This is a genomic window from Sphingomonas sp. PP-F2F-A104-K0414 (assembly GCF_004340945.1).
In the GTDB taxonomy this organism is placed as follows: Bacteria; Pseudomonadota; Alphaproteobacteria; order Sphingomonadales; family Sphingomonadaceae; genus Sphingomonas.
The window spans coordinates 200,179-214,054 of record NZ_SLYD01000006.1; the positions used below are offsets into that span (position 1 = coordinate 200,179).

General features: G+C 62.4%; 16 protein-coding genes. 9 read left to right on the plus strand and 7 right to left on the minus strand.

The window, feature by feature from the left end:
• Positions 1-104: 104 nt before the first annotated feature.
• Positions 105-551, plus strand: a complete 447-nt coding sequence (locus tag C8J46_RS15960) for a hypothetical protein (protein WP_132741283.1) — start codon at positions 105-107, stop codon at positions 549-551.
• On the opposite strand, the gene C8J46_RS20920 is transcribed toward C8J46_RS15960, so the two are convergent.
• Positions 548-724, minus strand: coding sequence for a hypothetical protein (locus tag C8J46_RS20920; protein WP_165886590.1), 177 nt, complete (start codon positions 722-724; stop codon positions 548-550). The two genes, C8J46_RS15960 and C8J46_RS20920, sit on opposite strands and share 4 nt — an antisense overlap.
• Before the next feature lie 41 nt (positions 725-765).
• On the opposite strand from C8J46_RS20920, the gene C8J46_RS15965 reads away from it, so the two are divergent.
• The 3 genes from C8J46_RS15965 to C8J46_RS15980 all read left to right on the plus strand — a co-directional run bounded on the left by C8J46_RS15965 (position 766) and on the right by C8J46_RS15980 (position 2,369).
• Positions 766-1,035: an HU family DNA-binding protein gene (locus tag C8J46_RS15965; protein ID WP_132741285.1), complete on the plus strand. Its 270-nt coding sequence runs from the start codon at positions 766-768 to the stop codon at positions 1,033-1,035.
• Positions 1,036-1,087: 52 nt separating this feature from the next.
• Positions 1,088-1,744 carry an SOS response-associated peptidase family protein gene (locus C8J46_RS15970; RefSeq protein WP_279388905.1) on the plus strand — a complete coding sequence of 219 codons (657 nt, stop codon included), beginning with the start codon at positions 1,088-1,090 and terminating at the stop codon, positions 1,742-1,744.
• 334 nt (positions 1,745-2,078) lie between these two features.
• A complete protein-coding gene (locus C8J46_RS15980; RefSeq protein WP_132741289.1) occupies positions 2,079-2,369 on the plus strand; it encodes a DUF1488 family protein in 291 nt (96 codons plus the stop codon).
• A gap of 81 nt (positions 2,370-2,450) precedes the next feature.
• Here the strand turns inward: C8J46_RS15980 and C8J46_RS15985 are convergent, their stop codons facing one another.
• The 3 genes from C8J46_RS15985 to C8J46_RS15995 form a co-directional block, all read right to left on the minus strand.
• Positions 2,451-2,636, minus strand: coding sequence for a hypothetical protein (locus C8J46_RS15985; protein ID WP_132741291.1), 186 nt, complete (start codon positions 2,634-2,636; stop codon positions 2,451-2,453).
• A 269-nt stretch (positions 2,637-2,905) separates the two neighbouring features.
• A complete protein-coding gene (locus C8J46_RS15990) occupies positions 2,906-3,631 on the minus strand; it encodes an ABC transporter permease (protein WP_132741293.1) in 726 nt (241 codons plus the stop codon).
• Positions 3,628-4,563, minus strand: coding sequence for an ATP-binding cassette domain-containing protein (locus C8J46_RS15995; protein ID WP_132741295.1), 936 nt, complete (start codon positions 4,561-4,563; stop codon positions 3,628-3,630). The genes C8J46_RS15990 and C8J46_RS15995 overlap by 4 nt, the downstream gene beginning before the upstream one ends.
• 85 nt (positions 4,564-4,648) lie before the next feature.
• Here C8J46_RS15995 and C8J46_RS16000 point away from each other — a divergent pair, with 85 nt between their 5' ends.
• From C8J46_RS16000 to C8J46_RS16020, 5 genes are all read left to right on the plus strand, one after another.
• Complete coding sequence (locus tag C8J46_RS16000) at positions 4,649-5,116, plus strand: DUF2975 domain-containing protein (RefSeq protein ID WP_165886591.1); 468 nt, start codon at positions 4,649-4,651, stop codon at positions 5,114-5,116.
• Positions 5,116-5,358 carry a helix-turn-helix transcriptional regulator gene (locus tag C8J46_RS16005; RefSeq protein ID WP_132741299.1) on the plus strand — a complete coding sequence of 81 codons (243 nt, stop codon included), beginning with the start codon at positions 5,116-5,118 and terminating at the stop codon, positions 5,356-5,358. The genes C8J46_RS16000 and C8J46_RS16005 overlap by 1 nt, the downstream gene beginning before the upstream one ends.
• Positions 5,359-5,723: 365 nt before the next feature.
• Positions 5,724-8,000, plus strand: coding sequence for a TonB-dependent receptor (locus C8J46_RS16010; protein WP_132741301.1), 2,277 nt, complete (start codon positions 5,724-5,726; stop codon positions 7,998-8,000).
• Positions 8,000-8,557 carry a hypothetical protein gene (locus C8J46_RS16015; protein ID WP_165886592.1) on the plus strand — a complete coding sequence of 186 codons (558 nt, stop codon included), beginning with the start codon at positions 8,000-8,002 and terminating at the stop codon, positions 8,555-8,557. Before C8J46_RS16010 ends, C8J46_RS16015 begins: the two co-directional genes overlap by 1 nt.
• Positions 8,554-10,062, plus strand: coding sequence for a PepSY-associated TM helix domain-containing protein (locus tag C8J46_RS16020; protein WP_132741303.1), 1,509 nt, complete (start codon positions 8,554-8,556; stop codon positions 10,060-10,062). The genes C8J46_RS16015 and C8J46_RS16020 overlap by 4 nt, the downstream gene beginning before the upstream one ends.
• A 157-nt stretch (positions 10,063-10,219) precedes the next feature.
• Here the strand turns inward: C8J46_RS16020 and C8J46_RS16025 are convergent, their stop codons facing one another.
• The 3 genes from C8J46_RS16025 to C8J46_RS16035 form a co-directional block, all read right to left on the minus strand.
• Positions 10,220-11,509, minus strand: coding sequence for an MFS transporter (locus C8J46_RS16025; protein WP_207894201.1), 1,290 nt, complete (start codon positions 11,507-11,509; stop codon positions 10,220-10,222).
• 81 nt (positions 11,510-11,590) lie between these two features.
• The gene (locus C8J46_RS16030) at positions 11,591-12,781 is read right to left on the minus strand and encodes a mandelate racemase/muconate lactonizing enzyme family protein (protein ID WP_132741307.1); all 1,191 of its coding nucleotides are present in this window, start codon (positions 12,779-12,781) and stop codon (positions 11,591-11,593) included.
• Positions 12,782-12,851: 70 nt separating this feature from the next.
• Positions 12,852-13,790, minus strand: a complete 939-nt coding sequence (locus tag C8J46_RS16035) for a dihydrodipicolinate synthase family protein (protein WP_132741309.1) — start codon at positions 13,788-13,790, stop codon at positions 12,852-12,854.
• Positions 13,791-13,876: the final 86 nt, after the last annotated feature.

Consider the following 13,876-nt stretch of genomic DNA (forward strand, 5'->3'; position numbering starts at 1 on the left):
GCCTTTCCCCTCGGCGCACGAAGGGGAACGAAAATAATACGAAGCGGCAACGAATGGCGAATAATTCGCTTTCGTTTGGCTGGTGGGTGACTCATAGAATCGACATGCCAATCCGCCCCGAGAACCGCTGGCTCTACCCGATCGACTGGCGGCAGCTGTCGCAGACCGTCCGGTTCGATCGTGCCGGGGCCAAGTGCGAGGGATGTGGTCGGCCGCATCTGCGCCGTGTGGTCCATCTCGGCGACGGACGCTGGTGGGATGCCGATGTCCGCTGCTGGCGGTCGGACCGGGGCAAACGTATCTCGATGAGAGGCGGGTTCGTGCTGGTATCGGTCCGGGTGACCTATGTCGTCCTGGCCTGCGCGCACCTCGATCATGATCCGGGCAACAGCGCGTCTTCGAACCTCAAGGCACTCTGTCAGCGCTGCCACATGATCCACGATGCAGCCGAGCATCGCTGGCAGCGCTGGTGGAATGTCTTTCGGCTCCGTGCGATCCGCGATCTTTACGAGGATCCTCGCGTAACGCGCGAACGCATCGCCAGCCGCTAGAGATCGATGTTCCGGGCGCGCATCGCTTCGGCTGTTAGGTCGGCGATCGGTCCCCGCCCTGCGGTCGCCTCATTGACTTCGGCAACATCGTGATCAGCGAGCTTATCCAGCATCAGCCGCACAGCCGAGACGCTCGTGTCGTCCAGTACGGTCTTTGTCTCGTCGTTCGCCATGGCTAAGGTCCCGCCGGTGTTTCCAATGGAGAACGAATAGCATGAACGTAAGTGACCTGGCCAAGGGCGTCGCGGAGGCGACCGGTTCGAACGAAGCCGATGCAAAGAAGGCGATCACCGCCGTGTTCGACCAGATCGCGGCAGCAGCTGTGAAGGGCGATGAGGTGTCGATTCCAGGGTTTGGCAAGTTCACCGTCAAGGACCGCCCGGAGCGCGAAGGCCGTAACCCCGGCACCGGTGAGGCGATCACGATCGCGGCTTCCAAGAAGGTTGCGTTCACGGCCGCCAAGGGGCTGAAGGACAAGATGTAAGACGTGTGCGCCGGCGAGCGGTCTCGTCGGCGCCAACCCGAGGAACAGGCTCGTGTGCAACCGGTATCGTATGACGGCAAAAGAGGTCGACCTTGCGGTCACCTTCGGTATCCGGCCTCCCTATGAGAAGGACGAGGAGTACCCCGTCGGTGACATCTTTCCGACTGGCAAAAAGACCCCGTTCTACGGCAAGGTGATCGTGCAGGACGGCGCCGAGCGCAAGCTCGAGCGGATGGAATGGGGTGTCCCGACGCAGGTGCCTAGCGCTCGCGACCCCTCGGTTAAGCTTACCAAGTACGTGACAAACGTGCGCAACCTGAACTCCAGCTTCTGGCGATCGATGCTAACGACACCGGCGCGGCGTTGCCTCGTCCTGGTCACAGCCTTCTCGGAATACGGGTTGGCTCCTGGCGAAGACGGCAAGAAGCCGTTGCACTGGTTTGACGTGCCCAGCCGTCCGGTTTTCGCTTTCGCCGGGATCTGGCGTCCGACCGAGCGCGCCAACGCCTACGGCTTCCTAACGACGGAGCCGAACACGATCGTGGCCTCTTTCCACCCCAAGGCCATGCCGGTCATCCTACACGACGAGGATTACGACCGTTGGCTGACCGCCCCCTGGGACGATCTGAAGGACTTGGTTGCGCCCTACCCCTCGCAGCTGATGCGGGTTGAAGGCTTGGTCACAGCGGACGCGGACCATGCCCGATAGCCTGTGCTATTCTAGCCGTTGAACCCTGTAAGGTGACTGACAATGACAGAAGCGACATGGGGCAAAAGCGCCAAGACTCCGGACATCAACTGGCGGATGAGTGCGTCATTGGAAAACGTGGCCCGTGGTGAAACTGAAATTGCCGAGGTGACGAACCTTGAGCGCGCGGTGCGGGATTGGGGCAGGCTGGATCCTGGACACAGAGACGCAGCAACCTCGACCACGGATCATCCCGTTCAGATAAGGGGTTTCCAGCACGACGTTCACTGGCGAAGCTATCGCAGCAATTGCCGAGCACCTGCCACCCATCCCAAGCGAAAAGGAGTAATAAGCTATGGCGAAATCCAGCGTCCGCTTCGAGCGCGGTGACGGATATTGGGTGGCCGAGCATGACAGCATCGGCTTTATCGGCACGACCGACTTTGGCACCGTTGAGTTTCTGATCACCAGCGAAGCGTTGGCCGAGATGCTGAACCCAGAGCTGGAAGGAATTGATCCGGAAACTGCGGTCGAGGTCTTCATCGAGTTCGAAAGCGACATTCACAGCATCGCCCAGCGTGAATTTGTGAAACGCCTAGGGGGTGAGCCACCGATCCTGCTGACGACTGCAGATATAGCGCTTTAGCGCAGAGGCACGTTTGCAATCCGAGCGGGTTATTGGCCCGGGGCGGGTTACGCTCCGGGGCCACGTCGGCCACATCAGTATTCAGTATAAGCCGCCTTTTTCTCGCTCCTCCACTCCTTCCTTCTGTGCCTCCTCAAGATCGTTTGGCTTTTGTTCGTCAGAGGTTGGTTTATCCTCAAGGGTATCTTCCAGCCCTTTGTCGTCGTCTGGAAGTTCGTTGACGTCAGTTTCAAAACCAGGTTCTTCGGCTTGTGAGGCGGTCATCATGGTTGCTCTCCTTCAACAAGCTGAACGATCCAAGAAACTGCTCGGTTGCGAACCGGCGGACGATACCCGACATCTGACACCCGACCGCGAGGGCTCGCGTTACCGTTCCTGACGGATTCGATGATCGTGCAGCTTCAGAGGACGGATAGCCTAATGGACCCACGTCCGGACATTCGCGACCAGTTTCCGGCTCCCCAACTTCAGCCGTTCATTCATCTCGAGGATAACACGGTAGTTTCGGGATAAGCGGTTCACGCCATACAAATGGATCACCTGAAATCACGCCGCGTGAGATCGATGACCATCACGGCCAGCAACATGACGCCCGCGATCCCACCGACGAGCGCGAATGGCACCGGGTCTTTACTCGTCACGATTTTCATCGGCAAAACCCACGGAAACCAAGCCGCCTGTTGTGTGCGTGTCATAGCTACTGCGAGGGCTACAAGCGTACCCCCGATGCCGACGCTCAGCGGCACGACGAAACTTGCGAAACGTAATGCGGACCATAGCTGGAGAACTATCATCAGCGTAGTACCCGACCACAGGAGAAACATGGTTCGGGCCAGGCTCTGCCAAGGGATTGCCCCCACTGGAACGTGCCCACCAAGCGTACCTCCAAGCCAAGCACCGATCCCGGTATCCAGAAGAGCCAGCAGCGTGATGCACCCGGAGGTCACAAACACGACGATCGCTTTCGCCAGGAACACCTGCCAACGTCTGATCGGCAGGGCGAGGAGATGATCCCAACTACGTCCGCGATGTTCGATCTGGCCGACCAAGGTGGTGAAAGCGGCGACGATCATCGGCAGCAGGAACAGCGCCCAGATCGGGAGCAGGAACTCGTTGAAGATCGACGTCCAGCTCGACGTGCGGTCGCTGGTCATGAGCGACAGGCACGCCAGACCGCCGGGCAACGCCGGCGTAGCCAATGCGAGGAGTGCGGCCAGTGAACCGTTCAGCTTGCGGATTTCGACATCGAGGATCGTGATCATGCTGCCATCCCGTCATGCGCTTCGGCACGATCGACCGCATCCCGGTAGACGTCCTCCAGCGTGCGAACCTGCGGCCTGATCGACGAGACGGCGAAATCGCCTTCGACCAGCAGGCGGTTAGCCATCGACGCCTGATCGGATTGCACGATGCCTTCACAACGAACGACGATAGACCGGTCGTCACCTGCCGTCGCGTCCATCCCGCGCATCCGCAGCAACGCAGATCCCGCTTCCGCCTCGCCGGAAACCGTGAAGATTATGCTGCTGCCACCCCGCAGCAGTGTGCCGATATCGTCCTGTACCAGCAGGCGCCCCTTGCGCATCACACCGACGTGATCGGCCACGTGCTCGACTTCAGTCAGGAGATGACTGGAGACGAACACGGTCCCACCGATATGTCCGGGTAGCGCACGGATCAGGGCGCGCATGGCCAAGATGCCATCCGGATCGAGGCCGTTGGTGGGTTCGTCGAGCAGCAGTAGTTTTGGCGAACCGAGCATGGCTCGAGCCAAGGCAAGGCGTTGTTTCATCCCGAGCGAATAGTCTCGCACCCGCCGACTTGCCGCGGTGCAAAGATCGACGAGTTCCAGTACACGATCGACCTCTCCGTCTGGCAAACGAAGCAAGCGGCAGGTGAGGCCAAGGTTGGCCCGTCCGGTCAGATGATCGTATAGCGAGGGGCTTTCAACGAATGCGCCGACCCGCGCCAGCGCCACGCGGCGTGCCATGGCCAGATCGTGGCCAAGCAGCCGTATCGATCCGGCGTCAGGGCGTAACAGCCCGAGCAGCAGGCGCATCGTGGTGGTCTTGCCCGCGCCGTTGGGCCCGAGGAAGCCATACACGCATCCCATCGGCACTTGCAGCGCCACTGCATCGACCACCGGACGTCCGGCAAAACGCTTGGTCAGTCGGTCCGTTTCGATCGCCAGCAATAGCTTGCCCCTATCATTCGATTTAATTCTCGCTTAAATCCTCATCATGGAGAGATTTAAGTCAAGGTTAAATATGGCACGGCTGATGAACGACGATCTGCAGCACAGTCGATGGCTGGCACGGCTGGCGACGATGACTTTTTGTGTGATCACGCTGGTGATCTTCACAGAAGCGGCGATGGTCGCCGTTGCGCCTCGTTCTGCTGCCGCACTAGCGTTCCTGCTCGCATTTCGTGCTCCGGTGCCGTTCTACCTATATGCGCTCTGGACAATGCGGCTGGCTTTTGGCCGGATCGCCGGTGGCGAGGTGTTCTCGACTGTGCTGCCGAGTTCTCTCACTCGACTGGGCCTGGCTCTCGCCCTCGGTGCGACCGCGACGGTCTTAGTCAGCCCGTTGGCACTGAGGCTCATGGGTGGCTATCGTCACGGTGCCTATGCCGCCTTCGATCCATCGGCGATCACAATCGGGCTCGCGGGTCTTTTCCTCGTGATCCTGTCGCGCCTGTTCTCCCGCGCGGTCATGATGCAGAACGAATTGGACGAGATTCTCTAATGCCGATCCGGGTGACGCTCGATACCGTTCTGACCAATCGAAAGATGACGGGGAAGCAGCTGGCTCAAGCGGTGGGCCTCAGCGAGACGCAGCTTTCGCTGTTCCGGTCCGGCAAGGTGCGCGGCATCCGGTTCGCAACACTGGCCCGGCTATGCGCCGCTCTTGATTGCCGGCCAGGCGACCTCGTCGACTATGATTACAATCCGAAAGACCTGCACAACGACGATGCCGCAGATACCTGACATCCTACGTGATTTGTCCCGGCTACCGCCTCGACCAACAAACGGACGCTGCGACGGTCGGAGGCCCTTTCCAGCTTCGGACGTTCGTTCAGCATCATGCGAAATCGACTCAGACAGCGCTACTCCGTCAACCGCCAGGTTCATCTTACGTGTATCTTCAGATGACCCACGTTGGCTGCATTGCCGGCATTACGACACCACCCGGCTACGTGGAATCCGGCGGATCGAACGCCCAGAGTGCGACCTCATTCAGCGGTCACCCCAATGTGCCACGCCGATCCGCCAGCCGGCGACGACCTATTGAGCGATAATGCGATTGACTCGCGTTAGCCCCTCCTTCAGGTGCGTCGATCGTGGGGGACACAATGCGTATTATTCATATCTCGGCGCTGGCGTGCGCAATATTTTGGGCGAGTTCCGCGAGCGCTCAGCAGGCAACGGACGAGCCGCAAGGCGACGACATCATTGTCACCGGCGAAAAGTCGAACCGCACGTTGCAGGATACGTCGACCAGCGTCGCGGTCACGACGCAGGAGCGGATCCGGCAGGAAAATATACTGACGATCCAGGATATCTACGGCCGCACCGCCAACGTCGCCGAGACATATGGCGCGGCGGGCTTCACCATCCGCGGGATCAGCAACCAGGGCGTCGGCGCCGGAGGCAGTGCTGATACCGCGACCGTGTATGTCGATGGCGCACCGATCCCGCGCGAGGCGCTGTTCGGTGGTCCTACAGATTTATGGGACGTGGCGCAGGTCGAGATCCTGCGTGGCCCGCAATCGACGATCCAGGGGCTTAACGCGCTGGCCGGCGCGATCGTGCTGAAGACGCGCGACGCCTCGACAACCGACTACAGCGCCGATGCCCGCGTGCTGTGGAGCGAGTTCAACAACCGTACATTCTCAGCCGCAGTCGGCGGCCCGCTGGTGAAGGACGAACTCGGCGTCCGCATCTCGGCGGAGCGACGCAATGATCGCGGGCTGATCCGCAACGTCACCCGCGGCGGCTATGACGATGCGCTAGAATCGCTGAACCTGCGCGGCAAACTCAAATGGACACCGCGCGCGCTGCCTGGGTTGGACGTTCAGGCGAGCTACAATCGCGTCCGGCGCGATGGCGGCTACCTTTACGAATACAGCCGCACCGACGTGCCCGATTTCTACGACAATCGCGTCTCGACCGGCGACGCGCCGAGCCGCGGGCATATCAAGACCGACATCGCCGTGCTCAATGCCGGCTACGAGATCACGCCTCGGCTTCGGCTCTCCAGCATCACGTCTTTCAACAAGACCCATACGCGCGCGGTGATCGATACCGACGGGACGGCGGCAAACCTGCAGGTGGTCGATAACACCAACGACTTCCGCACGTGGACGCAAGAGCTGCGGCTCAATTACGAAGGCGACCGGTTGAGCGGCGTGCTTGGCGCCTGGGCCTACAGCCGCTCCGGCGGACTTGTCGCGGCGAACCGGCTCAACATCAACACGCCGACGGGCACGATCGCTGCACTGTTGCAGAGCGGCGGTTTCCCTACTGCCGCGGCGACGCAGATCGCCAACCTCTACACCGCGGCGCTGCCGGTCATCCCGGTGGCGTATGCTGCGGATTTCCCACAGCAAGTGCGCACGACCGCCCTGTTCGGGGATGCGCGCTACAAGCTGACCGACCGGCTCTCGCTGATTGGCGGCTTCCGCTACGATCACGAGGCGAACCGCTATACTGCGGAGACGGTAGCGACCTTCACCGGCACGCTGCCGAGCCCCATTGCGTTCGGCGCACCGGGAACTCCGCTGTTCCTCGCCGTCTCTGCGGTCAATCAAGGCGTGCTTGGTCTGGTTGGCAACGCCAATTCGGCGCGGGCGAGCAATGCACGCAGCTTCGATGCCTTCCTGCCCAAGGCAGGGCTCAACATGGCATGGACTTCCGATGTCAGCACCGCCTTCACCGTGCAGCGCGCCTATCGCTCGGGCGGATCGAGCCAAAATCCGGCGCGCGCGCTGCTGGTGGCGTATGACCCCGAATATAGTTGGAACTACGAGGGCTCGCTGCGATCGCGCTGGCTCGACGGCAAGCTGACGCTGAATGCCAACGTCTTCTACATCGACTGGAAGAGTCAGCAGACGAACGCATTCTTCGGCCTGAACGAATTCGACTACAACACCGTCAACGCGGGCAAGTCGCACCTTTACGGGTTCGAGGTAGAGGCGCAGGGACGGATCAACCGAGCGGTCGACGCATATGTGTCAGTCGGCCATGTCCGTACCAAATTCGATGATTTCACGCTGCCGAACGGTTCGACCAGCGCGGTCGACCTTGCCGGGTCGGAATTCCCCTATGCAGCGCACTGGACGATAGCCGGCGGCGTGAACACGCGCGTGGGGCCTGTAGTCGGCAACCTGAACGCCAACTACCGCGGGCCGGTATTCAGCGATGTCGGCGTGACGCAGGTGCAGGGGCGATTGCCCGGGCGTACAGTCGTCAATGCGCGACTGGGCTGGGAATTGGATCACGTCACGATCTTCGCCTTCGCGCGCAACCTGCTGGACGAAGACTACAAGCAGTATGATTTCGCGAGCAGCAGCCGTGCGATCCTCGGTGATCCGCAGACGTTCGGCGGCGGTGTTGAGGTGCATTTCTGATGTTGGCAGTGACGCTCGCCAGCATGGCGGGCGGCGCCGGTGGCGCTGTGGTGCTGCGCCATGCCTGGGCAGATCGCGCGCGGGAGCGCCCTGTGCTGGTTGCGGCCGGATGGGTGATGCTGTTCGCGACCGTCTTGCTCGGCGCGTGGAGCATCGGGCCGGTCAAGGGTATGGCGGTGGGGGGTGCAGCGATCGGCATCGGTGCGCTTGGCGTCGTCGTACAGGGCCGCGTGCGACGTGCGGCGCGGGCATCGCGCGACAGCCTGGCGCCGGAGCCGCTGGAGGGGCCGTCGCGCGCGTGGCGTGGGTGGATGAAGTTCCTGCTCGCCGGTCCGCTTGGCATGACCGCGGCAATGGGCGTCGCCTTTTGCTACGCCGCCTGGGCGCCGGGTGATCCACGGACACGGATCATCATCGGCGGCCTGCTGATGCCCGTCGCCTGGGCGCTGGCGATGACGTGGACGCTGGCCGACCAGCGTCTGCTGCGTGCGCTGGGGGTGCTGGTGGGCACGACCGTCGCCGGCTTCGCCCTGGCGGCAATGCGGGGCCTCGCATGACCATGTCGAAGGTGAAGAGCCGCTGGCCGCTGTCTCCTGCGACGGTGCGCGCGGTGCTCAGCGGGCACGGTATTCTTGGGCTGGCCTTTGCGGCGGTTATCTATCTGGTGTGCCTGTCGGGTACGCTGACGGTGTTCGTCCACGATCTGGAACGCTGGGAGCAGCCGGCCAGGCCAGTCGTGTCCCGGATCGACGATACGGCGATGATGCGTGCGCTCGATACAGCACGCGCGCAGGTACCGACGGGCACGACGCTCTACGCCTCGCTGCCGTCGGCTGGCGAACCCGGCGCTGAGATCACGGCGTATTCGCCCACATTCGAGCGTGAATGGTCGATCGATGCGCAGGGCGCACTGCTCGAAAAGGCTACGGCGTTTTCCGAATTTGTCGTGAACCTCCACATCGCGCTGCACCTGCCGCGTAGTTGGGGCGAGTTCATCGTCGGGTTGGCCGGCGTGGCACTGTTGTCTTCCTTGGTGTCCGGGATTCTTGCGCATCCGCGTGTACTCAAGGACGCCTTCCACCTGCGCCGCGGCGGCTCGCGCCGGTTGCAGGAGGCCGACCTGCACAACCGGCTGGGCATATGGGCACTTCCGTTCCATGTCGTCATCGCGCTGACCGGAGCACTGCTGGGGCTCAGCACCCTGATCGTCGGGGTGCTGGCCATGCTGCTGTACCGTGGCGATACGGCGAAAGTGTACGGCCTCTTCATCGACGCGCCGCCCGCCGTGAACGCCTCGCCCGCGCCACTGCCACCGCTCGCTGCCCTGCTCGCCGAGGCGCGACGCCGTGCACCCGGGGCGGCGGCGCATCAATTGATCATCGAGAACGCCGGTCGCGCCGATGCACGGATCACGGTCACCTCCGAACGCCTACGGCTACTCGTCCCGCAAGACACCACGAGCTTCGACGCGGCGGGCCGCGTGCTGAAGGATCGGCACCCCCGCGATCTGGCCGCGGGGACAAAGATCCTGGGCGGTATCGGTCAGCTGCATTTCGGCTGGTATGGGGGGCTACCGGTGCGGATCATCTATGGGTTACTCGGCCTTGCACTGTGCGTGCTCACGTCGAGCGGCGTGACCATCTGGCTCGCCCGCCGCCGCGACCGGGGCCGCGCGGTGCCGCAATGGGAACGGTTGTGGGCGTCGGTCGCCTGGGGGCAACCGCTCGCGTTCACGCTGGCCGCGCTCGTGACGATCGCCGTGCCCACTGGCGGGGCGGCGTTATCGACCTGGCTCGTCGCAACCATGGCTCTGCTTTTGGGTTGCGGAGCGCTGCGTTTTTCAGCGACTGCGATCGCGCACGGCTTACGCCTCGCGCTGGCAGTAGCTATGATCACGCTGGGCGCATCCCACCTTGCCGTTTATTTCTTCACGCCGGCAAGCTTGGGAGTGGACATCGTTCTGCTGATCGGCGGTGGTGTAAACCTGCTGTCAAACAGATACAGCCACTCTTCTACAACTGTTACTGGGGGCGTCGGCGACGGGTCAATCGTAAGTGAATGACCCATAATCGGACGCTCACGTGCCCCTCCCCGCCTCCCAACTTCGGACGTTCGTTCATGGTGTCGGCCACTGGCAACGACCGAACAAACTGTTTGAAACGATGGTGAGAGGCAGGCGTGTTTCGATCGGCGGGCAGGTGCACGTCACGCGTGACGCCCTATCCTGCCTTCGGCTCGGCGAGTTGATACCGTTCGATCCGCCCTACGAGTAGCCAGTATGCGGCAACAGCCGCCAGGACGTGGCACCCGACATAGATCAGCGCGCCATCATACGAGCCTGTCCGGCTGACGATCGCTCCAATTGCTATCGGGGTGATGATGCCCCCGACGCTGCCTGCCGCATTGAAAAGCGCGCCCGTGACGCCGATCGCCTCCTTGGGCGCGGTATCGGCAATTACGGTCCAACCGAGTGCGCCGAAGCCCTTGCCGAAGAACGCCGCGCACATGATCGCGACCACGACGGCATTTGCAGCGGTATAGTTGCACAGGATGATGGTGGCGCTCAGCCCAAGACCAAGAGTGATTGGCAATTTACGCGCGATCGTCAGCGAGCCCGTGCGGCGGAGCAGCCAGTCCGAGAAGAAGCCGGCGGACACGCCGCCAAGGCATCCGCAGATCGCCGGGAGCGCCGCCACGAACCCGGCCTGGAGCATCGAGAAATGCCGGGCCTCGACGAGGTAGCTCGGGAACCACGAGATGAAGAAGGTCGACAGTGAAGCGACGCAATACTGGGCGAAGAAAATCCCTAGCAGCATCCGGTTCGACAGAAGGCTGCGGATTACTTTCCCCGCCGGAACCATGTGAGTCACATCAACCTTCGACGACGCGCTTCCGAGCTGTGTCAGCGCGCCCCGCGCAGTGATGTCGTCATACTCTTCGCGCGAAAGCCGTGTGTCGCTGTCAGGAGCCTGATACTCCCACCACCAGATCATGGCGAGGACCAGCCCCAGACCGCCCATGACGGTGAAGATGTGTTGCCATCCGGCGTAGTGGAAGAGAAAGCCCATCAAGGGTGTGAACACCGCCAGCGAGAGATACTGCGCCGAATTGAAGATCGCACCTGCCACGCCGCGTTCGTCTGAAGGGAACCAGGCGGCGATGATCCGCGAACATGCAGGGGTCACCGGTGCCTCCAGGATTCCGAGCAGAAGGCGTAGCGCATAAAGCACGACGATTGGCGCTGCCACATACCCTACGCCGCTGGTCAGGATCGTCGCGATCGACCAGCCGACGAGGGCCACCAGGATGGCGATGCGCGAGCCTACGCGATCGACCAGATAGCCCGCGGGTATCTGCGCAAGGAAGTAGCTCCACGAGAATGCTGAGAAGAGCCAACCCATCGACAGCGGATCGATCGCGAGATCCTTTGCGAGGCCGGGCGCCGCCACCGAAAGCGTCGCTCGGTCACCCGTGCTCAACGCGAGTACGGTCGTGATCAAGGCCAGCACTAGGAAGCGCCGATGCCGCCCGCGCGGCTTCCCATCGGAGTCCAGCCGCTTTGACGTCTCCGGATCTGTTCTATCCATGGCTCAGGCGAACGCTAACGAACCGTCGGGCCGTCTGGGAACGCGGCGTTCCCAGTGGACGTACCGGTCGGTCGCGAGATGGGCTTCGTCGATCTCGACGCCCCACCCCGCCCGATCCGCGCGCAGTTCCAGATGACCCTCGCGTGGCAGATAGGGGTCGGTCACATAGTGCGCGTCTCCGACCGCCTCCCCTACCATCCCGGCGCGGCCTGCAGGTAGGACGTCGGCGTTCGGCAACCGATATTCGAGTATCTTGAAGTTGGGTTGGGCGGCGCAAAAGTGCAGGTTCACCGCGGTCGCGAGCGGTCCCATCGGGTTATGCGGTGCGACGGTCACGTAGTGCGCTTCCGCGATGGCAGCGATCTTCCGCATCTCCAACAAGCCCCCGACGACGCAGATATCGGGTTGGATGATGTCGCATCCGCCGACCTGGAGCAGACGCAGAAACTCGAAACGGCTGTAAAGGGATTCACCGGTCGCCAGCGTGCAATTCAGACTGCGATGAAGTTCCCCCCATCGTTCGAAGTTTTCAGGCCTGATCGGCTCTTCGAAAAACAGCGGGTCGTACGGCGCCAGCGCATTGCCGAGTTGCGAAGCTAGGCGTGGCTCGAAAATTTTCGCATGCGCATCGAATGCGATATCGAAGGTCGGATCGGTCGTCTCGCGGAGTGTCCGAAAATACTCCGCGCTGGTACGGACAACCTCGCCCCAGCGGTTTGCGTGTATATCGATCCTGTACGGGCTGAGCTTGAAGGCATTGAAGCCCCAATCCTCGTTGAGCATAGCCATCGTCTCAGCGGCCGCGGGAACGTCGGGCGCTGTGTAGACACCCGAATAGACTCTGATCCGATCGCGTGCGTGGCCACCGAGCAGCATGTAAACCGGTACGTTCAACGCTTTGGCTGAGATGTCCCATAGGCAGTGGTCGATCGCGGAGATCGCCGCCAACCCCAGAGCGCCGGGCGGAAAGCGCGCTTGCTGAACCAGCAACTGGATGAGGTACTCGATCCGGCGTGGATCATGTCCCGCGATAAAGTCGGCCAGATAATCGAGAATCGGCAGCAGGGCGCGATCGGGTCCGTGATTGTAACACTCGCCCCAACCGGTGACCCCCTCGTCGGTGTCGATGGCTACGAGGACCCTAGGCCGCCCGCCGTCCCTGGTCATGAATGCGCGGAGCCGATCGATCTTCATAACGCCGTCCCTATCCTTAGCCTGGCGGTGGTTGCGCCGTTTCGTTTCACGCGAGATCTGGCCCGGGAAGTCAGCGCACCGTCGGCAAACCAGCAGAGGCCGAGGCAGGAATCTCCTCGAGCAGCTGACGCAGAGCTCGCCACGTGTCGTCGGGCAGCGGCCAGGCCGCGGGGACGCGGGGCGATCCACAATCGTCGCCGAGGATCTGCAGCGCTGCCTTCACGACCGACACATTCGCGCCGTTCCGCTCTTCGGACCGCAGGACCTCGAAGCCGACAATCCCCTCGATCAACGATCGAGCCTGTACGTAGTCGCCCGATTCCAACGCGGCGCTAATAGAGACCGAGCGCTCGGGCCAGACGTTGATCAGACCCGACGTGAAGCCACGTGCGCCCACGGCGTAGAACGCAGGTGCCCAAGTTTCGGCGAGTCCGCCGCTCCATACCAATCGCGGATCCGTCGCCCTTATGGCATCAGCCAGCTTCAACGGCGTCGGACACGCCCATTTCACTCCGACTACCCCAGGAATGCCACAGAGATCGACAATCGCGTCCAAGCCGATGCCGTCGTCGCGCAGATAGAGCAGGGCCGGAAGCCCCTGCGCCTCCTCGACGATCCGGGACACATACGCGACAACACCACGCGGTGCGACGAACGGGTCTGGCGGCTGATGGATCATCAACGCACTCGCGCCCGCCTTCCGCGATGCGCGCGTCAGCGCGAGTGCGTCGCCGATGCCGCGACCAACGCCAGCAACTAACGGTACCCGACCGTCGATCAGCTCGGAGGTCGCGTGAACCATGGCCTCGGCCTCGCCCGTCGTCAGCGCGTAGAATTCGCCAGTATTGCCGTTCGCGACGAGAACCGACACCCCTGCCTTCACCGCGCGATCCACCACCGGCGCGAGCCGCAAAGGAGCGATCGCGTCGTCAGGGTCGAAAGGGGTGACCAGAATGCCCGACACGCCCCGCAGCGCCTGCCGCAGGCGACCTTCCGCTTCCGTGGCCATCAAGCTACCCCTCCCGTTGATCTATCTTGTAACCCTTATTTACAGGTGAGCGTCCGCTGTCAACTCGATGCAATCGTGCTAGCTAA

What these genes read in the sequence shown, in the direction of transcription:
- C8J46_RS16015 (WP_165886592.1), top strand. Translation starts at nt 8,000, where the DNA reads ATGTTGGCAGTGACGCTCGCCAGCATGGCGGGCGGCGCCGGTGGCGCT.
- C8J46_RS20920 (WP_165886590.1), bottom strand. Translation starts at nt 724, where the DNA reads ATGGCGAACGACGAGACAAAGACCGTACTGGACGACACGAGCGTCTCG.
- C8J46_RS16030 (WP_132741307.1), bottom strand. Translation starts at nt 12,781, where the DNA reads ATGAAGATCGATCGGCTCCGCGCATTCATGACCAGGGACGGCGGGCGG.
- C8J46_RS16010 (WP_132741301.1), top strand. Translation starts at nt 5,724, where the DNA reads ATGCGTATTATTCATATCTCGGCGCTGGCGTGCGCAATATTTTGGGCG.
- C8J46_RS15990 (WP_132741293.1), bottom strand. Translation starts at nt 3,631, where the DNA reads ATGATCACGATCCTCGATGTCGAAATCCGCAAGCTGAACGGTTCACTG.
- C8J46_RS16020 (WP_132741303.1), top strand. Translation starts at nt 8,554, where the DNA reads ATGACCATGTCGAAGGTGAAGAGCCGCTGGCCGCTGTCTCCTGCGACG.
- C8J46_RS16000 (WP_165886591.1), top strand. Translation starts at nt 4,649, where the DNA reads ATGAACGACGATCTGCAGCACAGTCGATGGCTGGCACGGCTGGCGACG.
- C8J46_RS15965 (WP_132741285.1), top strand. Translation starts at nt 766, where the DNA reads ATGAACGTAAGTGACCTGGCCAAGGGCGTCGCGGAGGCGACCGGTTCG.
- C8J46_RS16035 (WP_132741309.1), bottom strand. Translation starts at nt 13,790, where the DNA reads ATGGCCACGGAAGCGGAAGGTCGCCTGCGGCAGGCGCTGCGGGGCGTG.
- C8J46_RS15980 (WP_132741289.1), top strand. Translation starts at nt 2,079, where the DNA reads ATGGCGAAATCCAGCGTCCGCTTCGAGCGCGGTGACGGATATTGGGTG.
- C8J46_RS15960 (WP_132741283.1), top strand. Translation starts at nt 105, where the DNA reads ATGCCAATCCGCCCCGAGAACCGCTGGCTCTACCCGATCGACTGGCGG.
- C8J46_RS15985 (WP_132741291.1), bottom strand. Translation starts at nt 2,636, where the DNA reads ATGATGACCGCCTCACAAGCCGAAGAACCTGGTTTTGAAACTGACGTC.
- C8J46_RS16005 (WP_132741299.1), top strand. Translation starts at nt 5,116, where the DNA reads ATGCCGATCCGGGTGACGCTCGATACCGTTCTGACCAATCGAAAGATG.